At 46.0% G+C, this 14,321-nt stretch carries 15 protein-coding genes and 3 pseudogenes; all 18 read left to right on the top strand.

All coding sequences use genetic code 11. From position 1 onward, the window contains the following. The first annotated feature begins 8 nt into the window (after positions 1-8). The gene (locus tag Tfer_RS06680) at positions 9-386 is read left to right on the top strand and encodes a GntR family transcriptional regulator (RefSeq protein ID WP_052217473.1); all 378 of its coding nucleotides are present in this window, start codon (positions 9-11) and stop codon (positions 384-386) included. Positions 387-412: 26 nt separating this feature from the next. Continuing rightward, positions 413-1,288, top strand: a complete 876-nt coding sequence (locus Tfer_RS06675) for an ABC transporter ATP-binding protein (protein ID WP_052217471.1) — start codon at positions 413-415, stop codon at positions 1,286-1,288. Continuing rightward, positions 1,272-1,937: an ABC-2 transporter permease gene (locus Tfer_RS06670; protein ID WP_052217469.1), complete on the top strand. Its 666-nt coding sequence runs from the start codon at positions 1,272-1,274 to the stop codon at positions 1,935-1,937. The genes Tfer_RS06675 and Tfer_RS06670 overlap by 17 nt, the downstream gene beginning before the upstream one ends. A gap of 139 nt (positions 1,938-2,076) precedes the next feature. Further along, positions 2,077-2,457, top strand: coding sequence for a GntR family transcriptional regulator (locus Tfer_RS06665; protein WP_052217467.1), 381 nt, complete (start codon positions 2,077-2,079; stop codon positions 2,455-2,457). Positions 2,458-2,460: 3 nt separating this feature from the next. After that, positions 2,461-2,664: pseudogene (locus Tfer_RS16900) on the top strand (ATP-binding cassette domain-containing protein); the annotation flags it as partial. After that, positions 2,663-3,247 carry an ABC transporter permease gene (locus Tfer_RS15960; protein ID WP_083436824.1) on the top strand — a complete coding sequence of 195 codons (585 nt, stop codon included), beginning with the start codon at positions 2,663-2,665 and terminating at the stop codon, positions 3,245-3,247. The pseudogene Tfer_RS16900 and the gene Tfer_RS15960, both read left to right, overlap by 2 nt. Positions 3,248-3,298: 51 nt before the next feature. Next, a complete protein-coding gene (locus tag Tfer_RS06650; protein ID WP_152908994.1) occupies positions 3,299-4,192 on the top strand; it encodes a PH domain-containing protein in 894 nt (297 codons plus the stop codon). A 57-nt stretch (positions 4,193-4,249) separates the two neighbouring features. After that, positions 4,250-4,954 carry a YIP1 family protein gene (locus Tfer_RS06645; protein ID WP_052217459.1) on the top strand — a complete coding sequence of 235 codons (705 nt, stop codon included), beginning with the start codon at positions 4,250-4,252 and terminating at the stop codon, positions 4,952-4,954. A gap of 2 nt (positions 4,955-4,956) precedes the next feature. Then, complete coding sequence (locus tag Tfer_RS06640; protein ID WP_052217457.1) at positions 4,957-6,243, top strand: efflux RND transporter periplasmic adaptor subunit; 1,287 nt, start codon at positions 4,957-4,959, stop codon at positions 6,241-6,243. Next, positions 6,236-6,973, top strand: coding sequence for an ABC transporter ATP-binding protein (locus Tfer_RS06635; RefSeq protein WP_052217455.1), 738 nt, complete (start codon positions 6,236-6,238; stop codon positions 6,971-6,973). The genes Tfer_RS06640 and Tfer_RS06635 overlap by 8 nt, the downstream gene beginning before the upstream one ends. Next, positions 6,970-8,157 (top strand): ABC transporter permease, encoded by a 1,188-nt coding sequence (locus Tfer_RS06630; protein WP_052217453.1) that lies wholly within the window; start codon positions 6,970-6,972, stop codon positions 8,155-8,157. The genes Tfer_RS06635 and Tfer_RS06630 overlap by 4 nt, the downstream gene beginning before the upstream one ends. Before the next feature lie 232 nt (positions 8,158-8,389). Then, the gene (locus Tfer_RS06625) at positions 8,390-8,872 is read left to right on the top strand and encodes an RNA polymerase sigma factor (RefSeq protein WP_052217451.1); all 483 of its coding nucleotides are present in this window, start codon (positions 8,390-8,392) and stop codon (positions 8,870-8,872) included. A gap of 3 nt (positions 8,873-8,875) precedes the next feature. Continuing rightward, positions 8,876-10,861 (top strand): PD40 domain-containing protein, encoded by a 1,986-nt coding sequence (locus tag Tfer_RS06620; RefSeq protein WP_052217450.1) that lies wholly within the window; start codon positions 8,876-8,878, stop codon positions 10,859-10,861. Positions 10,862-10,980: 119 nt separating this feature from the next. Beyond that, complete coding sequence (secG, locus tag Tfer_RS06615) at positions 10,981-11,205, top strand: preprotein translocase subunit SecG (RefSeq protein ID WP_052217448.1); 225 nt, start codon at positions 10,981-10,983, stop codon at positions 11,203-11,205. Positions 11,206-11,370: 165 nt separating this feature from the next. After that, positions 11,371-11,712 (top strand): annotated as a pseudogene (locus Tfer_RS16895) (AMP-binding protein); the annotation flags it as partial. Between the two features lie 36 nt (positions 11,713-11,748). Continuing rightward, positions 11,749-11,991 (top strand): annotated as a pseudogene (locus Tfer_RS16890) (AMP-binding enzyme); the annotation flags it as partial. Positions 11,992-12,146: 155 nt separating this feature from the next. Then, a complete protein-coding gene (locus Tfer_RS06605) occupies positions 12,147-13,658 on the top strand; it encodes a long-chain-fatty-acid--CoA ligase (RefSeq protein ID WP_052217444.1) in 1,512 nt (503 codons plus the stop codon). 31 nt (positions 13,659-13,689) lie between these two features. Beyond that, positions 13,690-14,241 (top strand): HDIG domain-containing metalloprotein, encoded by a 552-nt coding sequence (locus Tfer_RS06600; RefSeq protein WP_052217441.1) that lies wholly within the window; start codon positions 13,690-13,692, stop codon positions 14,239-14,241. The last annotated feature ends 80 nt before the right edge of the window (positions 14,242-14,321 follow it).

Below are 14,321 nucleotides of genomic sequence, written 5' to 3'. Positions count from 1 at the left end.
GGAATGTTATGAAGATTATCATTTCAAATTCGTCTCAGGAACCTATCTATGAGCAAATAATCAGGCAGATCAAGAACAGCATTATCCGGGGTGAACTGGCGCCCGGTGAAATGCTGCCGTCTATCAGGAATCTGGCCAAACAACTGCAGATTAGTGTGATCACTACCAAGAGAGCTTATGAAGAACTGGAGCGGGAAGGTTTTATCGAGACCGTTACCGGCAAGGGTTCTTTTGTAGCCGGGCAGAATCAAGAACTGCTGCGGGAGAGACGGCTGAAAGTGGTGGAAGATAAGCTGGCCGAGGCAGTGGCCGAAAGTAAAATCCTCAATATCAGCCTGAAAGAATTGCAGGAAATGCTGCAGTTGTTATACGAGGATAAAGAGTAAGAAATGCCTGGCGAGGAGGGAGAGTAGTGGAAAACATTCTGGAAGTAAAAAACCTGCGTAAGGAATACAACGGTTTTGCCCTGAAGAACATCAGTTTTACTCTGGAAAAGGGCTACATTATGGGGTTTATCGGACCAAATGGCGCCGGGAAGACTACCGTGATTAAACTGATTATGAACCTGGTGAAAAGGGATGGCGGAGAGATAAAGGTCTTTGGTATGGATAACATTAAAGATGAGATAGCCATCAAAGAAAAAATTGGTTTTGTCTATGATGATAGTTATTTTTACGAAGAATTAAGCATCCATGAAATGAAGGGAATAATCGCACCTTTTTACAGGCAATGGGATGATCATGCCTTCAACAAATACTTAAGGGATTTTGACCTGCCGCCCCAAAAGAAAATCAAAGACCTTTCCAGGGGAATGAAGATGAAGTTTGCCCTGGCAGTAGCTCTCTCCCATCATGCTGACCTGATTATTATGGATGAGCCTACCTCCGGGCTGGATCCGGTGTTCAGGAATGAGATCCTGGATATTTTAAGGGACCTGATGCAGGATGAATCCAAAGGGGTTCTTTTTTCCACCCATATCACCACCGATCTGGATAAAGTGGCTGATTATATAACCTTCATCAACAAGGGTGAGTTGGTATTGACAGGCCCCAAGGATGACATATTGGACTGCTATGGTATTGTCAAGGGGGGGCGGGAGGTTTTGGACCATGCCACCGGTCAATTGCTAATCGGCATCCGTGATACAGGTTTCGGGTTTGAAGCCTTGACAGGGGATGCCGCCAGGGCCCGGCGATTATTTGGGGATAGCGTCGTAATTGAACGGCCGTCGCTGGAGGATATTATGGTTTATACAGTAAGGGAGGATAGGTATGCTAAACCTGATTAAAAAAGACTTTTGTGTGCAGAAAAAAACTTTTTTGTTGGCAGTGTTTTACAGCGCTTTTGTTTTTGTAGCATTTCATACTATGCGGCAGGCTGCATATATTATGGGTTCTCTGGCCATAGCCTACCTATTTATCATGAATGCTAATCATGCCGATGACAAAAACCGGTCTGAAATACTGATAAACAGCCTGCCGATAGACAGGAAAAAAATTGTAGCGGCCAAATACCTGGCAGCGCTGGTTTTTACAGTTATTGGCATCCTTTTGACAGGTGTCACGGGGGCTATTTTTAAAACAGCGGTAGAAGGCGCCGGGCTGGCCCTGTCTTTCAGGTTTATTAACGGCTTTGACATGGTTTCGACTTTCATGAGCGTTGGCCTTCTGATATCGCTGTACTACCCGCTGTATTTTAAGTTCGGCTATAACTTTGCCAGAAAGATCAATGCGGTTTTGTTCATGCTCATCTTCTTTCTGACGGGTTTTTTAGTGGGCGTGGTTAAAGCGAAAGATGACTCTCAAGTAGTTGGGTATATAACAGACCTGCTGCAGAATACGTACCTGTGGATGACGCTCAGTACAGGGGCCGTAGTGGCACTGGTTATGATTTCTCTGGCTGTCTCGGTTAAGCTGTACATGAATAAAGAGTTTTAGTAAAGTCAAAATCATTGCATTTTTCGGGCAGGTGGAATACAATAATAGTGTATTAGTCAATTAGTACACCAGTACAATAATACAATTCTCCGTTTATGGGCAATATACACCGTGACAGAGGGAGTAGGAGGAGAATAGTATGTGGCTGCATATTGACCCGTCCGGGGGACCGCCGATTTACATACAAATCAGGGAACAGATAAAAAGAGCGGTGGCAACAGGGTTTTTCAAGCCGGGTGACCAATTGCCTTCGGTAAGGGACCTGGCTGTTCAGCTTACGGTCAATCCCAATACGGTTTCCCGGGCTTACCTGGAATTGGAAAGGGACGGTGTGATAAAAACGGTCCGTGGAGTGGGAACCTTTGTTTCTGAAAAGGAAATAAAGATTGAGTACGCAGAGCGTGTAAAACTGGTAAAATCAGTTCTTGGTAAAGCATTAGTGGAGGCTTATCACCTGGGGTTTACCGAAGCGGAGCTCAGGGAGCTTTTTGAAGAAACCCTGAAGGAATGGGGGTGGTAAAAAATGACAATGGAACTGGCTATAGAAACCAGAGGCCTTACAAAGATGTTTGAAGATAAATTGGCTGTAAACGCCCTTGATCTGGAAGTGGCCAAAGGAAGTGTTTATGGATTTCTGGGTTTAAACGGGGCTGGGAAAATGACAACCATAAAAATGCTGCTGAACCTGGTTTACCCTACTTCCGGCGAAGCCTTCGTCCTCGGTCATGACGTTGTTAAGCAGGCTTTATATTTGGTCCCAATGGTTTGGCAAGAACCTCTACCAGTTCGGAAGTGTAATGGCCATCATATTTGGGGCCGGCATAATTTCATCGGAAGTATCGCGAAAAACTATCCAGTTCCTCCTGGCCAGACCTATACGCAGGGAGGATGTTTTTACCGTCAAATTTATTGTAAATTTTGCTGCGTTAGCTTTGGTGGTGTTGGCATCAACTGTAGTGTTATATATTAGTGTAGTTGCCACCGGACATAAAATTCCTGTCGTGGAAATGGTGCAAAATATCATTATGGCTCTGGCCGGAATGGCAGTTATCTATTCAATAGCCGTTTATTTTTCGACCGTTTTTGACCGGACCTTAAAATCTGCCATGGTTACGGGAATTATTGCCATGGGTCTTTTTGTGCCGGGGTTTTTCTCAAAATTGCATTATTACTCTATATATTACCACATGGCCGGCTCTGATATAGCATTAGGAAAAGGGTTTCCCCTTATCCCGCTGATAGTGTTGATTATAATTACGGCAGCTTTTTATATGCTGGGCAGAAACCGGTTTAAAAAACGTGATTTTTAGCTTACACAATCGGGAGGATTAATAAAATTGAAAAAAGGAGATGCAAATATAATGAAAGTTTATAAACCGGCACAAGGAAAAGGTTTTATCTGGGGGGTTGGCCTGCTGATATTTTCGATTATGATATTGGCCGTGCCCACGGTTATAATCAGCCAGACAAGGGGACCTGGATGGACCTTTACGGCTGTCATGGGCCTGACGGGAATCCTGGTGGTTGGTATGATGGGGTATTTTACCTGGGCGGCCAAAAACCTGGAGTACAGAATTGAGGGAGAGGACCTGGTCATAAGATGGGCTTTTAATCAGAAACGGATACCTTTGCAAAGCATCAGGGAAGTCAGAAAGGTTGTTGGTACCAGCAGTATGAAAGTGGCCGGCGCCAGTTGGCCAGGGTTTCACTGGGGTACCTTTACAGACCCGCGGGGTAAAGGCTCAGCCAACCTTTATGCTACCCGGCTCTGGGGTGACATTATCCTCCTGCAAACCAAATGGGAAACCATAGGGATAACTCCCGAAAACCCTGATGAGTTCCTGGATGACCTGAACCGCCTCTTACCCGATCTGGCGCAGAAGCGGGAAACAATGGAAGACGGGGAAGGAAGGAAACGGGTTTCACCCTGGAAGGATAGGTTTTTTCTCAGCATGGTATTTCTGTCCCTCCTGATCCTGGCGGGAACAGGTATTTTCCTGGCCATGAAAATTCCCGGCCTGCCGGAACGGGTGCCTATGCACTATAACCTGGCAGGGGAAGTGGACCGTTACGGTTCGCCAACTGAAATTTGGGTCCCTTTTGGTATTGGCGCAGTAACAAATGCCCTGCTGCTGGGCATCGGTTTGACTGTAGCCAGGAACAATAAGATGTCGGCCTACATGGTGGGGATTACCAGTGTTTTCCTGTCTCTTATCTTTTGTCTTATTGCAGTAGGTATGGTATTGTCCGCTTGATTTTAAATTGCCGGAATTTCCGGGGTTATTAAAATTTTATGAAGGGGAGAGGTAAAAATGGAGATGGAACAAAAAGAAAAGCGGGGTTTATTAAAGTTTTTTATTGACGCCATTGTCAGCCCCAAGGCTGCCGTAGAAGAATTTGTAGAACAGGCATCCTTCTGGCCCATGGGCTTTTTGCTGATGTTGGTTAACCTGCTCTTGTTCTTACCTATTATTCCCAAAATGAGGGAATTTACCCTTTGGACACTTGAACATTCACCAAAACCCATGCCGCCGGAACAACTGGCCATGACCAAACAAATGCTGCCGGCAATTACCGGCGCCCAGGCAGCTCTGGCCTTTGTTTCGCCACTGATTATGTGGGTTATCCTGGCCCTTTTGTTGAAGTTCTTGAACCTGGTTGTCGCCGGTGACGGGACTTTCAAGAAATTGATGTCGGCTGCCGTGATTGCTTCCGTACCCAATATGCTTGGCGGTATCGTCAAGACAATACTGGTACTGCTTACACCCGCTTCTAATATGAAAAACGTTACCACAAGCCTGGCCCTTTTCCTGCCTAAAAACCAAACCGGGTTTTTGTTTGGCTTCCTGTCAGTCTTTGACCCCTTTATCATTTGGAGCATTATTCTGCTAGCCATGGGCGCAGCAGTTGCTATCAGGACAACGACCAGGAAGGCGGGAGTATTTTTAGGCATTATCCTGGCGGTTTACGGGGTAATTATGGGCGCAGCGGCTCATTTTGGCGGAGGTGCGGTATAACTTTGGAACGCAAAAAGAAAATTATTATCGGTGCAGCCATGGCGGCACTGGTTTTGCTTATCATAGGGGTAAATATTTACAAAAACTCCGGCGAAAAGGGAATTCCGGTAGAAGCCTTTCAGGTAAAAAAGAAAAACCTGGAACAGGTAGTCCTGGCCAGTGGCAAGGTAGAAGTTCAGGATAAACAGGAGTATACTGCCCAGGTTGCCGCCACTGTGACCAAGATATACGTGTCAACAGGTGACAGAGTTAAAGCGGGCCAGTTGTTGATGCAACTGGATACTGCCCAGTTGGAACGGCAACTGAAACAGGACCAGGCTAACCTGCGGGTTCAGGAAGCCAACCTGGCCAAGGCCAGGTCAGGCGCCAGGTCCCAGGTGATAGAACAGGACAGGGCCAATTTAAAAAAGGCAGAAACAGCTTTTCAAAATGCCAGGGCCGCTTTTGAGCGGACCAACCAACTTTTTCAGGCGGGCGCTGTCTCCCAAGAAAGCCTGGAAAATGCCAAATTGAATTATGTGACGGCCGAGGCGGAATACCGTTCTGCCCAGAAACGCCTGGAAATGGATTTGGCCGGGGAAAGCGGTCCGGAATTGGCGGCGTTGGAAGCCCAGGTCCAGCAGGCCAAAGTAGCTGTTGAGCTGACCGAAGATTTGATTGCCAAAGCCAGTGTCAGAGCCGGGATGGATGGTATTGTACTTTCCGTGGACGTGGAAGAAGGGAGCTATGCCGCAATCGGCGCTCCGTTAATAAGTATCGGCAACCCGCAGCGGTTAATAGTAAAATCAGAAGTAAGTGAGTCGGACAGCGGCAACCTGCGAGTGGGACAGCCGGTGACCATAACAGCTGCCGCTGCGGAAGGGGCGGTATACAAAGGTAAAGTTGCCATGGTGTCCCCGGTAGCCGTTACCAAACTTAAAGACCAGGCGGAACAGACCAATGTGGAAATTACGGTAGAGATTACCGAGTTTGACAGCAAACTTAAACCCGGTTACAGTGTTGACCTGAATATAACTACGGCCAGTCTGAAAGGAGTAACCGTAATACCTTACGAAGCGATTATAGAAAAAGGGCACAACAGGTTTGTTTTCGTCATCAATGATAATCACCGCGTAAGCCTGAGGAAGGTGGAAACAGGCGTGGGGAACGAGCTTTACCTCCATGTTAAAAAGGGTTTGCGTCCGGGAGACAGTATAGTGGTTAACCCGCCGGAAAACTTAAAGGATAAAGATGTCGTAGATGTCCGGGAAAATACGGCTTCGGCAGCAAAGGAGAAGACCAATGATTAAAATAGAGGCGTTAAACAAAGTTTACCGGACGGGGCAGATTTCCGTACACGCGCTGCGGGATGTTTCCATGGAAGTTAAACCCGGCGAATTTGTAGCTATTATGGGACCTTCGGGTTCCGGGAAGTCCACGTTGATGAATATTCTCGGCTGCCTTGACAAGCCCAGCAGCGGCTCCTACCTCCTCGACGGGCAGGAAATAGCCGGGATGGAAGACGGCGCGCTGTCGGCCATCCGCAACCGAAAGATAGGTTTTGTTTTTCAGAATTTTAACCTTTTGCCCCGGTTAACGGCTTTTCGCAACGTGGAACTGCCTATGTTGTACGCCGGAGTTCCGGCGGCGCAGAGAAAGGAACGGGCCGAATGGGCATTAAAAAGGGTTGGGCTGCAGGATAGGGGGCATCACCGGCCCAACGAACTTTCCGGTGGACAGAAACAAAGGGTTGCCATAGCGCGGGCTTTGGTTAACAAACCGGCCATTATTCTTGCCGATGAACCGACCGGCAACCTGGATACCCGGTCCAGTGAGGAAATTATGGCTATCTTCCAGGAACTCAACCGGGAAGGAGCTACCATTCTTATAGTTACCCACGAGCGGGAAATAGCCGAGCATACGAACAGGGTCCTGTATTTCCGGGACGGCAGGATAATTAAAGATGAATCCATCAGTGACCCTATCAGCGCTGTCAAATATCTCTGGAGGTTGGGCCCGCCGGAGGTGAACGGCCTTTGAATTTACTGGAAGCTGTTAAAATTGCTCTCGAAGGGCTTTGGACTAACAAACTCCGGTCTTCTCTAACCATGCTCGGTATTGTCATAGGCATTGCGGCAGTTATCGCAGTAGTGGCCATTGGCCGCGGGGGTCAGGCCTTGCTGATGAGTGAAATATCCAAGGTCGGTTCCAACCTTTTTGCTATATATATCGATTTTTCAGATGACGACCCGGCCACACCCAGGGATTTTTCCCTGGATGACATCGATTTAATCAAGAAACTGGTGCCGGGCATAAAAGGCATGTCTACCATGCAGAGCGGAGCGGCCCAGGTTAAGGGAACGAAAGGGAAAAAAATGGCCAGTGTTCAGGGGGTAACCGGAGATTTCAAGTTCATGCGCAATATCGAACTTGTGGCCGGAACCTTTTTCTCCAATCACGATGCCAAGAGCAACAGGGCCGTCATAGTAATTGAAGAGAAGTTGGCTGATGAGATTTTTGGCCGGGAGAACCCTATAGGGAAAAAGGTCCTTGTGAAAAGTAAACCTTTTACCGTAATTGGGGTTTCCAAATCTGCAGAAAGTGTGCTGGCCGGGCTTGGTGGCTTGAAGACAGCTTTTATTCCCGCTTCCACCTGGCAGAACCTTTTTAACGAAAAGGCTTTAATGGGCTTTGAAGCTCAGGCTGCTTCCCGGGACCGGTTGGAGGAGTCTATGCAGCAGGCGGTAAAAATTCTGGAACGGCGCCATAATAACAAAGACCGGTATAGGACTATGACCATGGAACAGGAGATGCAGATGATAAACAAAGTAACCGGCATCATGACCCTGATTGTAGGGGCCATAGCGGGCATTTCTCTCTTTGTGGGGGGGATAGGGGTTATGAACATCATGCTGGTTTCTGTTACCGAACGGACCAGAGAAATTGGCATCAGGAAAGCTCTGGGCGCCCGGCGTAAAGATATCATGGTACAGTTCCTCATTGAAGCCGTGGTCATCTGTCTGATTGGAGGAGTATTCGGCGCCGCGATTGGTGTTGGTGGGGCATATATGATTGCCCGGTTTGCTAAATGGCCGCCCCTGGTGTCCTGGGGAACTATTGCCATTGCCTTTATTTTCTCAAGCGCGGTAGGCATTTTCTTTGGGCTTTATCCGGCCAGCAAGGCAGCCAGATTAGACCCAATCGAGGCATTAAGGCATGAATAAAATAGTAGTGGTCAGTGAACAGTAAAAAAATTAAAATCGCGGCATCCCCTGATACACATACATTTAGTACAATTGAATTGTACCGGTTTTTAAAATGTGTATTGGGGCATTGCCGTGTTTTTTTATGTTTTTCTGACTACGGACCACTATTGGACAATGGTCACTTGAAAAAATCTGAAACCTTTGGCAGACATATTCGTCTTAACAGGTGAAAGGAGGCTTCCCGGGAGCCATGGATTTTCTAAGTTTTTACGACTTGTATTTTGACGATGTCTACAGGTATATTTATTTCAAAACAGGTAATCAATGGGATACCGATGATTTGGTAAGCGCAGTGTTCCTGAAGGCTTTCGAAAAGTTCCCTTCCGTCACGGGAAGCCACAAAGCCTGGTTATTCACCATTGCACGTAACACAGTGATTGACCACTACCGTAAGAAGAAAGACATCACAGTGGGCGAGGATATGGAACGGTATACCTATCTTTACTGTTTTGAAGAAGAACTGGAAAAGCAAGATGAAGTTAACTGCCTGAAAAAGTCTCTTGGTGCCCTGACAAAAGAGGAGCTGGAATTGATTAACCTGAGGTATTTTGCCGAGTTAAAATATTGGGAAATCGGGCAATTGACAGGCAAAACAGAGAACGCCGTCAAACTGAAATTTATGAGGGTAAAAGAAAAATTAAAGGCGTTAGTTAAGGTTTGTATGGAGGGATAATTTATGGATGATCAGAGGTTAGACAAAGCCTTGCGGGAACTGAAGAAAGAATTGCCCGTTAACGAAACCCTAAAGCGGCGGCTGCGTGGCTCCTTCGTCAATAAACAGAGGTTTTCTTGGCTAAAAAGGTTGCCTTTTGTTGCGGCCGTTGCGGCTGCCTGCATCGCCTTTTTCGTTTATATGACCTCACCGGAAAACATTATGGAACAGGCCAATGCCGCATCATTAAAAATTTTAAACCAAATATCTTTTGTTGAGATGGGCCGGGGGTCTATAATAGGACTAACGGAATACCGGGGAACTGTTTATCTCGCTCTGGCGGAGAAGGGGATATTTGCCTATAACAAAAAAGGCTTTCACCGGGTTATTGATAATAAAACAGGGTTTATCAGAGTTTCACCCGATGGGAAAAAAATTCTTTTATCTGACGGGAATGTAATGATTTACGACTTAGTCAGTAAAAAAAAGGAAATGTTGCTTAAAGGTGATCAGATGACTGTTTTCTACGAGGAGCCTTCCTGGTCCCCTGACGGCCGACGGGTGATTTATACAAAAAAGGTTTTGGCTTGGCACGGACCCGATTCACACGGGTTTACCGTTCAGGAATCCGGAATATATGAGTTAGATTTGGAAACGCATAAATCCAGAAAACTCACTGAAGGCGCACATGCGTCCTGGGTAAAAGACAGCAGCCGTATTGTTATAGAAAAGAAGAACAAAGTAATATTGAAGGACTTGCAGGACGGTTCAGAGAGAGTTATCGATGAAGGCCGGTTTCCTTCTGTTTCCCCTGACGGCAATTATGTGGCTTATGTCAAGGCTGAGAAAAAAGTCCAAAGGTTAAACAACAATGCTGAAATTAACCGGAGCATCGAGAATATATGGATTGCCGATACGGGAGGAATGCACACAAAAAGGAGGGTCACGGCAAACTTCCCTAACCGGGATGTTGAAGAACGGTGGCTAGATAGTCTAAAACCCTCCGATACTATCCGGAGCCTGACTGTAAGCGGAATGTATAGTTACTATGCTCCAGTTTGGAGCAGTGATTCGAAAAGTCTTTATGCTCTGAAAAATGCTAACCTTGAGTCCGGAGCCGGATTAAAACTGATGAAAATTGATTTTACCACTGAGAAAATGACAGCGGAAGATACGGTGAAGAGGTTTGTTCAGGCGTTAATTGTAAGGGATGATGATTATGCCAAAAGTATCATGAAGAATCCTCCACCGTTCTTAACCATATCCAATCCTCACCAGGTAGGTTATAAGATAATATCTGGCGGCAAAGAAAAGGGCAAGGAATACGTTGACGCAGAGATATATTGGGCATATACTGCCAACCCCTATTACAGTATTGTTCAAGCAAGGTTTTATTTGATACCCGGGGACAATGGGTTTATTATTGACGGTATTAAAGAACTGAAAAGCATAGATATTATGGCTATGGACCACCCCGGGGAAGTTAAAATGAGCAGAGATGAAAAGAGCGAGGTTTTATTCAGGGCCAGTGATATACCCCATGAATTTGTACCCCAAGGCCGTTACAGGTTTGGGCCAATGGCCTATAACCAGGCAAAGGACACTTTATTATTTACCATGCAGGTTTTGCAGGACAAGGGTCAGTATGCTGCAGTGCAACTGCTAAGTTATAATTTAAAAGATAAAAAATTTAAACTGGTAGATAAAATCACCGGGATAAACAACAAAAAGAATATTGGCATTGAACAAATTATAATTGATCCCCAAGGTGAATATGCCGCTCTGGACCTGTTTTCCGATAATGACACACCTTATAAGAGTTATGTTTTCGTATATTGCTTGGAGGACTATTCCAAAACGATGGTGGCTGGACTATTTGAAAACTCCGTGGCTGATTCGGTACACACAAGATTCTGGGATTCCGAAAAATTAGTGTTTAGTCTTTTCGGCAACGGCCAATCCATGGATTATATTTACACCCCTGAAGACCAAGAAAATCACACGTTTTAAAAGAAGAGGGGGCAAAATAGAAACTGGAGCAGTACGTAAACCGAATGTCAGGTGGGTATCTTTACAGAAAGTAAATTATCTGTTAAAATCTATATGTTAAGCTTCGGGAGGTGAAGGTTTTGAAAATCGCAGTAATTATCGTTCATATTTTATTGGCCTTGGGTGTAATTGTAACTGTATTATTGCAGTCGGGAAAAAGCGCCGGTTTATCGGGTGCTATTGCCGGTGGAGCTGATGCTATTTTCGGTAAGAAAAAAGGGATGGATGAATTTTTGAGCAAATTATCCACTGCTTTTGCGATAGGATTTTTGATTACTTCTTTAGCATTGAGCATAATTAAATAAATGTGTATGTATTACATATGCCGGATTTTGCCGGCATTTTTCTATTTGTGGACTTCTTTATTTTGCCATGTTATAATACTTGCATTAATGTGGAAAACGGAGAAATTGAAAGAAATTATAAGCAAGCGGAAGGAATAGAGTTCACATACGGTCAGAGGATTATTGATGAAAGAAATAGGAGGTAAAGCAGTGCTTTTGGGAGAGGTTATCAGCAGAGCGAAAGATAGATTTCCGGATAAAACGGCTCTTATCTACAAAGACTGGCAATGGACTTACCGGGAATTGGACGAGCAGATTAACCAGGTGGCCAATGGGCTGAGAAAACTGGGTATTCGAAAGGGTGACCGGGTAGGTTTACTGATGCTGGACAGCCCTTATTTTGTAATCGGTTATTTTGCTGTAGCTCGCCTGGGCGATATTGTGGTGCCCATTAATGTAGCTTTTAAAGGGGAAGAAGTCAAATACCTGATAAATGATTCCCAGGCTTTCGCCATGATTGTGGCGCCGGTTTTTCTTCCTTTGGTTAAACAGATCAGGAAAGAGCTGAAAAACGGTTGGCTGCACACAGGTGATGTTGCGTACATGGATGAAGAAGGTTACCTTTTCATCGTGGACCGGAAAAAGGACCTCATTATTGTCGGGGGTTTAAACGTTTACCCCCGGGAAATTGAAGAGGTCATCTATTCCCATCCCAAAGTGGCGGAAGCTGCTGTTGTCGGAGTGGCCGATGCCCTGCGAGGGGAAGCGGTTAAAGCCTTCATTGCTCAAAATCTTAAAGAGGGCATTGAAGGAATAGTTCAAGAGAGATTTTGAAGAAATAGTCCCTGGGAAAGTGGCCGTCAATGCCACTTTCTTTGCTATAGGGACTTTAATTGCAGGACAAGTTAGACAAGAAATGCTATAATATAACCATGTGAAAAAAATTTTGGGAGGGGTAGACGATGACCCTTGGTGAAATGATAACCGCCGGCGCAAAGGAATTTGCCGACCGACCGGCCTTGAAGTTCAAAGGCAGGACCTGGCCATACAAGGAACTTGACGAGCAGGCCAACAAGGTCGCCAATGGTTTGAAAAGGCTGGGCATCGGCAAAGGAGACCGCGTTGGGTTACTGATGCTGAACAGTTCATATTTTGTAATCAGTTATTTTGCCATTGTTAAACTGGGCGCGATAGTTGTGCCTGTTAACGTGATGTTTAAAGCAGAAGAGTTAATCTACCAACTAAACGATGCCGGGGTCTCTGCCCTTATTACCGCACCATTGTTTATGCCGCTTGTTACGCTGGCGCAGCCGCAGATCGTGTCCCTGAAGTATATAGTGGTGCAGGATCTGGAGCAGGATTATTCCGCTGTGGGAACGGTTTCCATGCAATCAATGCTGAAGAATGAAAGTGGCAGCCTAGACCTGGATTATGCCGTTTCCTCCGATGACGTGGCTGTGCTTCTGTATACGTCAGGTACGACGGGAAACCCCAAAGGAGCTATGATTACCCATCATAATATGCTTGCTAATGCGGCAGCGACCAAGGAGGCTACTGCTTCCGGTTATCCCGATTCAACGGTCTGTGTGCTGCCTATGTTTCATTCCTTTGCCTGGACAGCCTGTGTACTGCTTCCGTTAACGTACGGCGGGCTGGTGATAATATTAGAGAGCTTTTCTCCGCAAACCAGCTTGAGAACCATAGTGGAGGAAAAAGCAACAATTTTTGCCGGGGTACCGACGATGTATAGTGTACTGCTGCAGGTGCCAAACGTAAACCCGGCGGATTTCGCCCATTTGCGGCTGGCATATTCCGGTGGGGCGGCATGTCCGGTAGAGTTGAGCAGGAAGTTTAAAGAGAAATTTGGTATTCAAATCTTTGAAGGATATGGCCTGTCCGAATGTTCACCGGTCTGTACTACCAACCCTTACTACGGAGAACGGAAACCCGGCTCGATAGGTGTCCCTATACCTGGCGTGGAGGTTAAAATTGTTGACGAAAAGGGGAACGAAGTGCCCAGGAATACACCGGGCGAACTGTGTTTTAAGGGACCCAACGTAATGAAGGGTTACTGGAACAGGCCGGAAGCCACGGCCGAAGCTTTAAAAGACGGCTGGATGCATAGCGGGGACATTGGCTATATGGATGAGGAAGGCTATATATTTATCATGGACCGGAAAAAGGACCTGGTAATTGTAGGCGGTTTAAACGTTTACCCCCGGGAAATTGAAGAGGTCCTTTATACTAACCCGAAAGTGGCTGAGGCTGCCGTGGTCGGTGTGGCTGACGATTTACGGGGTGAAATTGTCAAGGCCTTTGTTGTCTTAAAAGAGGGGGAGACAGCCACTGAAAGGGAGCTGATAAAATACTGCCAGGAGCGGTTGGCTAATTATAAATTGCCTAAAGTTGTTGAATTCAGAGATGCTTTACCCAAAAACAGCACCGGAAAAATCCTTAAGCGGGAACTGGTATAGTGGTTTAGAATGTTATCAAGGAGTGGAGGCAATGACCAGGGAAGAAGCTTTGACTGAATTAAAAAAACATGTAAAAAATAATAATTTGCTGAAGCATATGTACGCTTGTGAGGCAGTTATGCAAAGGCTGGCCAGACATTTCGGCCAGGATGAGGAAAAATGGGGGCTGGCGGGCCTGTTGCATGATATTGACTACGACCAAACCAAGGACGATCCTGTACGCCACAGCCTAGTTGGCGCGGAGATACTTGAGCAAATGGGACTGCCGGAAGATGTGGTTTATTCCGTGAAGGTGCATAATGACGCCCATGGCTTACCTCGGAACACTTTGCTGGACAAAGCACTTTATGCCACCGACCCTGTAACGGGTCTCATCGTAGCCGGAGCGCTAATCAAGCCCGAGAAGAAACTGGATGCTATTGATGTGCCATTCCTGATCAATAGGTTTAATGAAAAATCTTTTGCCCGGGGAGCCAATCGGGAGCAGATAGCCAGTTGCTCAGAACTGGGCCTTACTTTAGAGGAATTTTTCGGACTGGCTCTGGAGGCCATGCTTGCAATAAGGGATGAGCTGGGGTTATAAGGTTTGGCTTTGGCGCTTTTAGGGTAGATTAGAGTTAGTCTACCCTTTCTGTTATTTTCAGAATAAGGGTATTTGACATT

This window comes from Thermincola ferriacetica (genome assembly GCF_001263415.1).
Taxonomy (GTDB): Bacteria; Bacillota; Thermincolia; order Thermincolales; family Thermincolaceae; genus Thermincola; species Thermincola ferriacetica.
The sequence above is the reverse complement of the archived record's forward strand: the minus strand, read 5'-3'. Positions and strand labels throughout refer to the sequence as shown.

Bases quoted from the DNA above. Each gene is read 5' to 3' on its own strand.
- Tfer_RS06670 (WP_052217469.1), top strand. From the start codon at position 1,272: ATGCTAAACCTGATTAAAAAAGACTTTTGTGTGCAGAAAAAAACTTTT.
- Tfer_RS06635 (WP_052217455.1), top strand. From the start codon at position 6,236: ATGATTAAAATAGAGGCGTTAAACAAAGTTTACCGGACGGGGCAGATT.
- Tfer_RS06620 (WP_052217450.1), top strand. From the start codon at position 8,876: ATGGATGATCAGAGGTTAGACAAAGCCTTGCGGGAACTGAAGAAAGAA.
- Tfer_RS06600 (WP_052217441.1), top strand. From the start codon at position 13,690: ATGACCAGGGAAGAAGCTTTGACTGAATTAAAAAAACATGTAAAAAAT.
- Tfer_RS06650 (WP_152908994.1), top strand. From the start codon at position 3,299: ATGAAAGTTTATAAACCGGCACAAGGAAAAGGTTTTATCTGGGGGGTT.
- Tfer_RS06665 (WP_052217467.1), top strand. From the start codon at position 2,077: ATGTGGCTGCATATTGACCCGTCCGGGGGACCGCCGATTTACATACAA.
- Tfer_RS06625 (WP_052217451.1), top strand. From the start codon at position 8,390: ATGGATTTTCTAAGTTTTTACGACTTGTATTTTGACGATGTCTACAGG.
- Tfer_RS06605 (WP_052217444.1), top strand. From the start codon at position 12,147: ATGACCCTTGGTGAAATGATAACCGCCGGCGCAAAGGAATTTGCCGAC.
- Tfer_RS06645 (WP_052217459.1), top strand. From the start codon at position 4,250: ATGGAGATGGAACAAAAAGAAAAGCGGGGTTTATTAAAGTTTTTTATT.
- Tfer_RS15960 (WP_083436824.1), top strand. From the start codon at position 2,663: ATGACGTTGTTAAGCAGGCTTTATATTTGGTCCCAATGGTTTGGCAAG.
- Tfer_RS06680 (WP_052217473.1), top strand. From the start codon at position 9: ATGAAGATTATCATTTCAAATTCGTCTCAGGAACCTATCTATGAGCAA.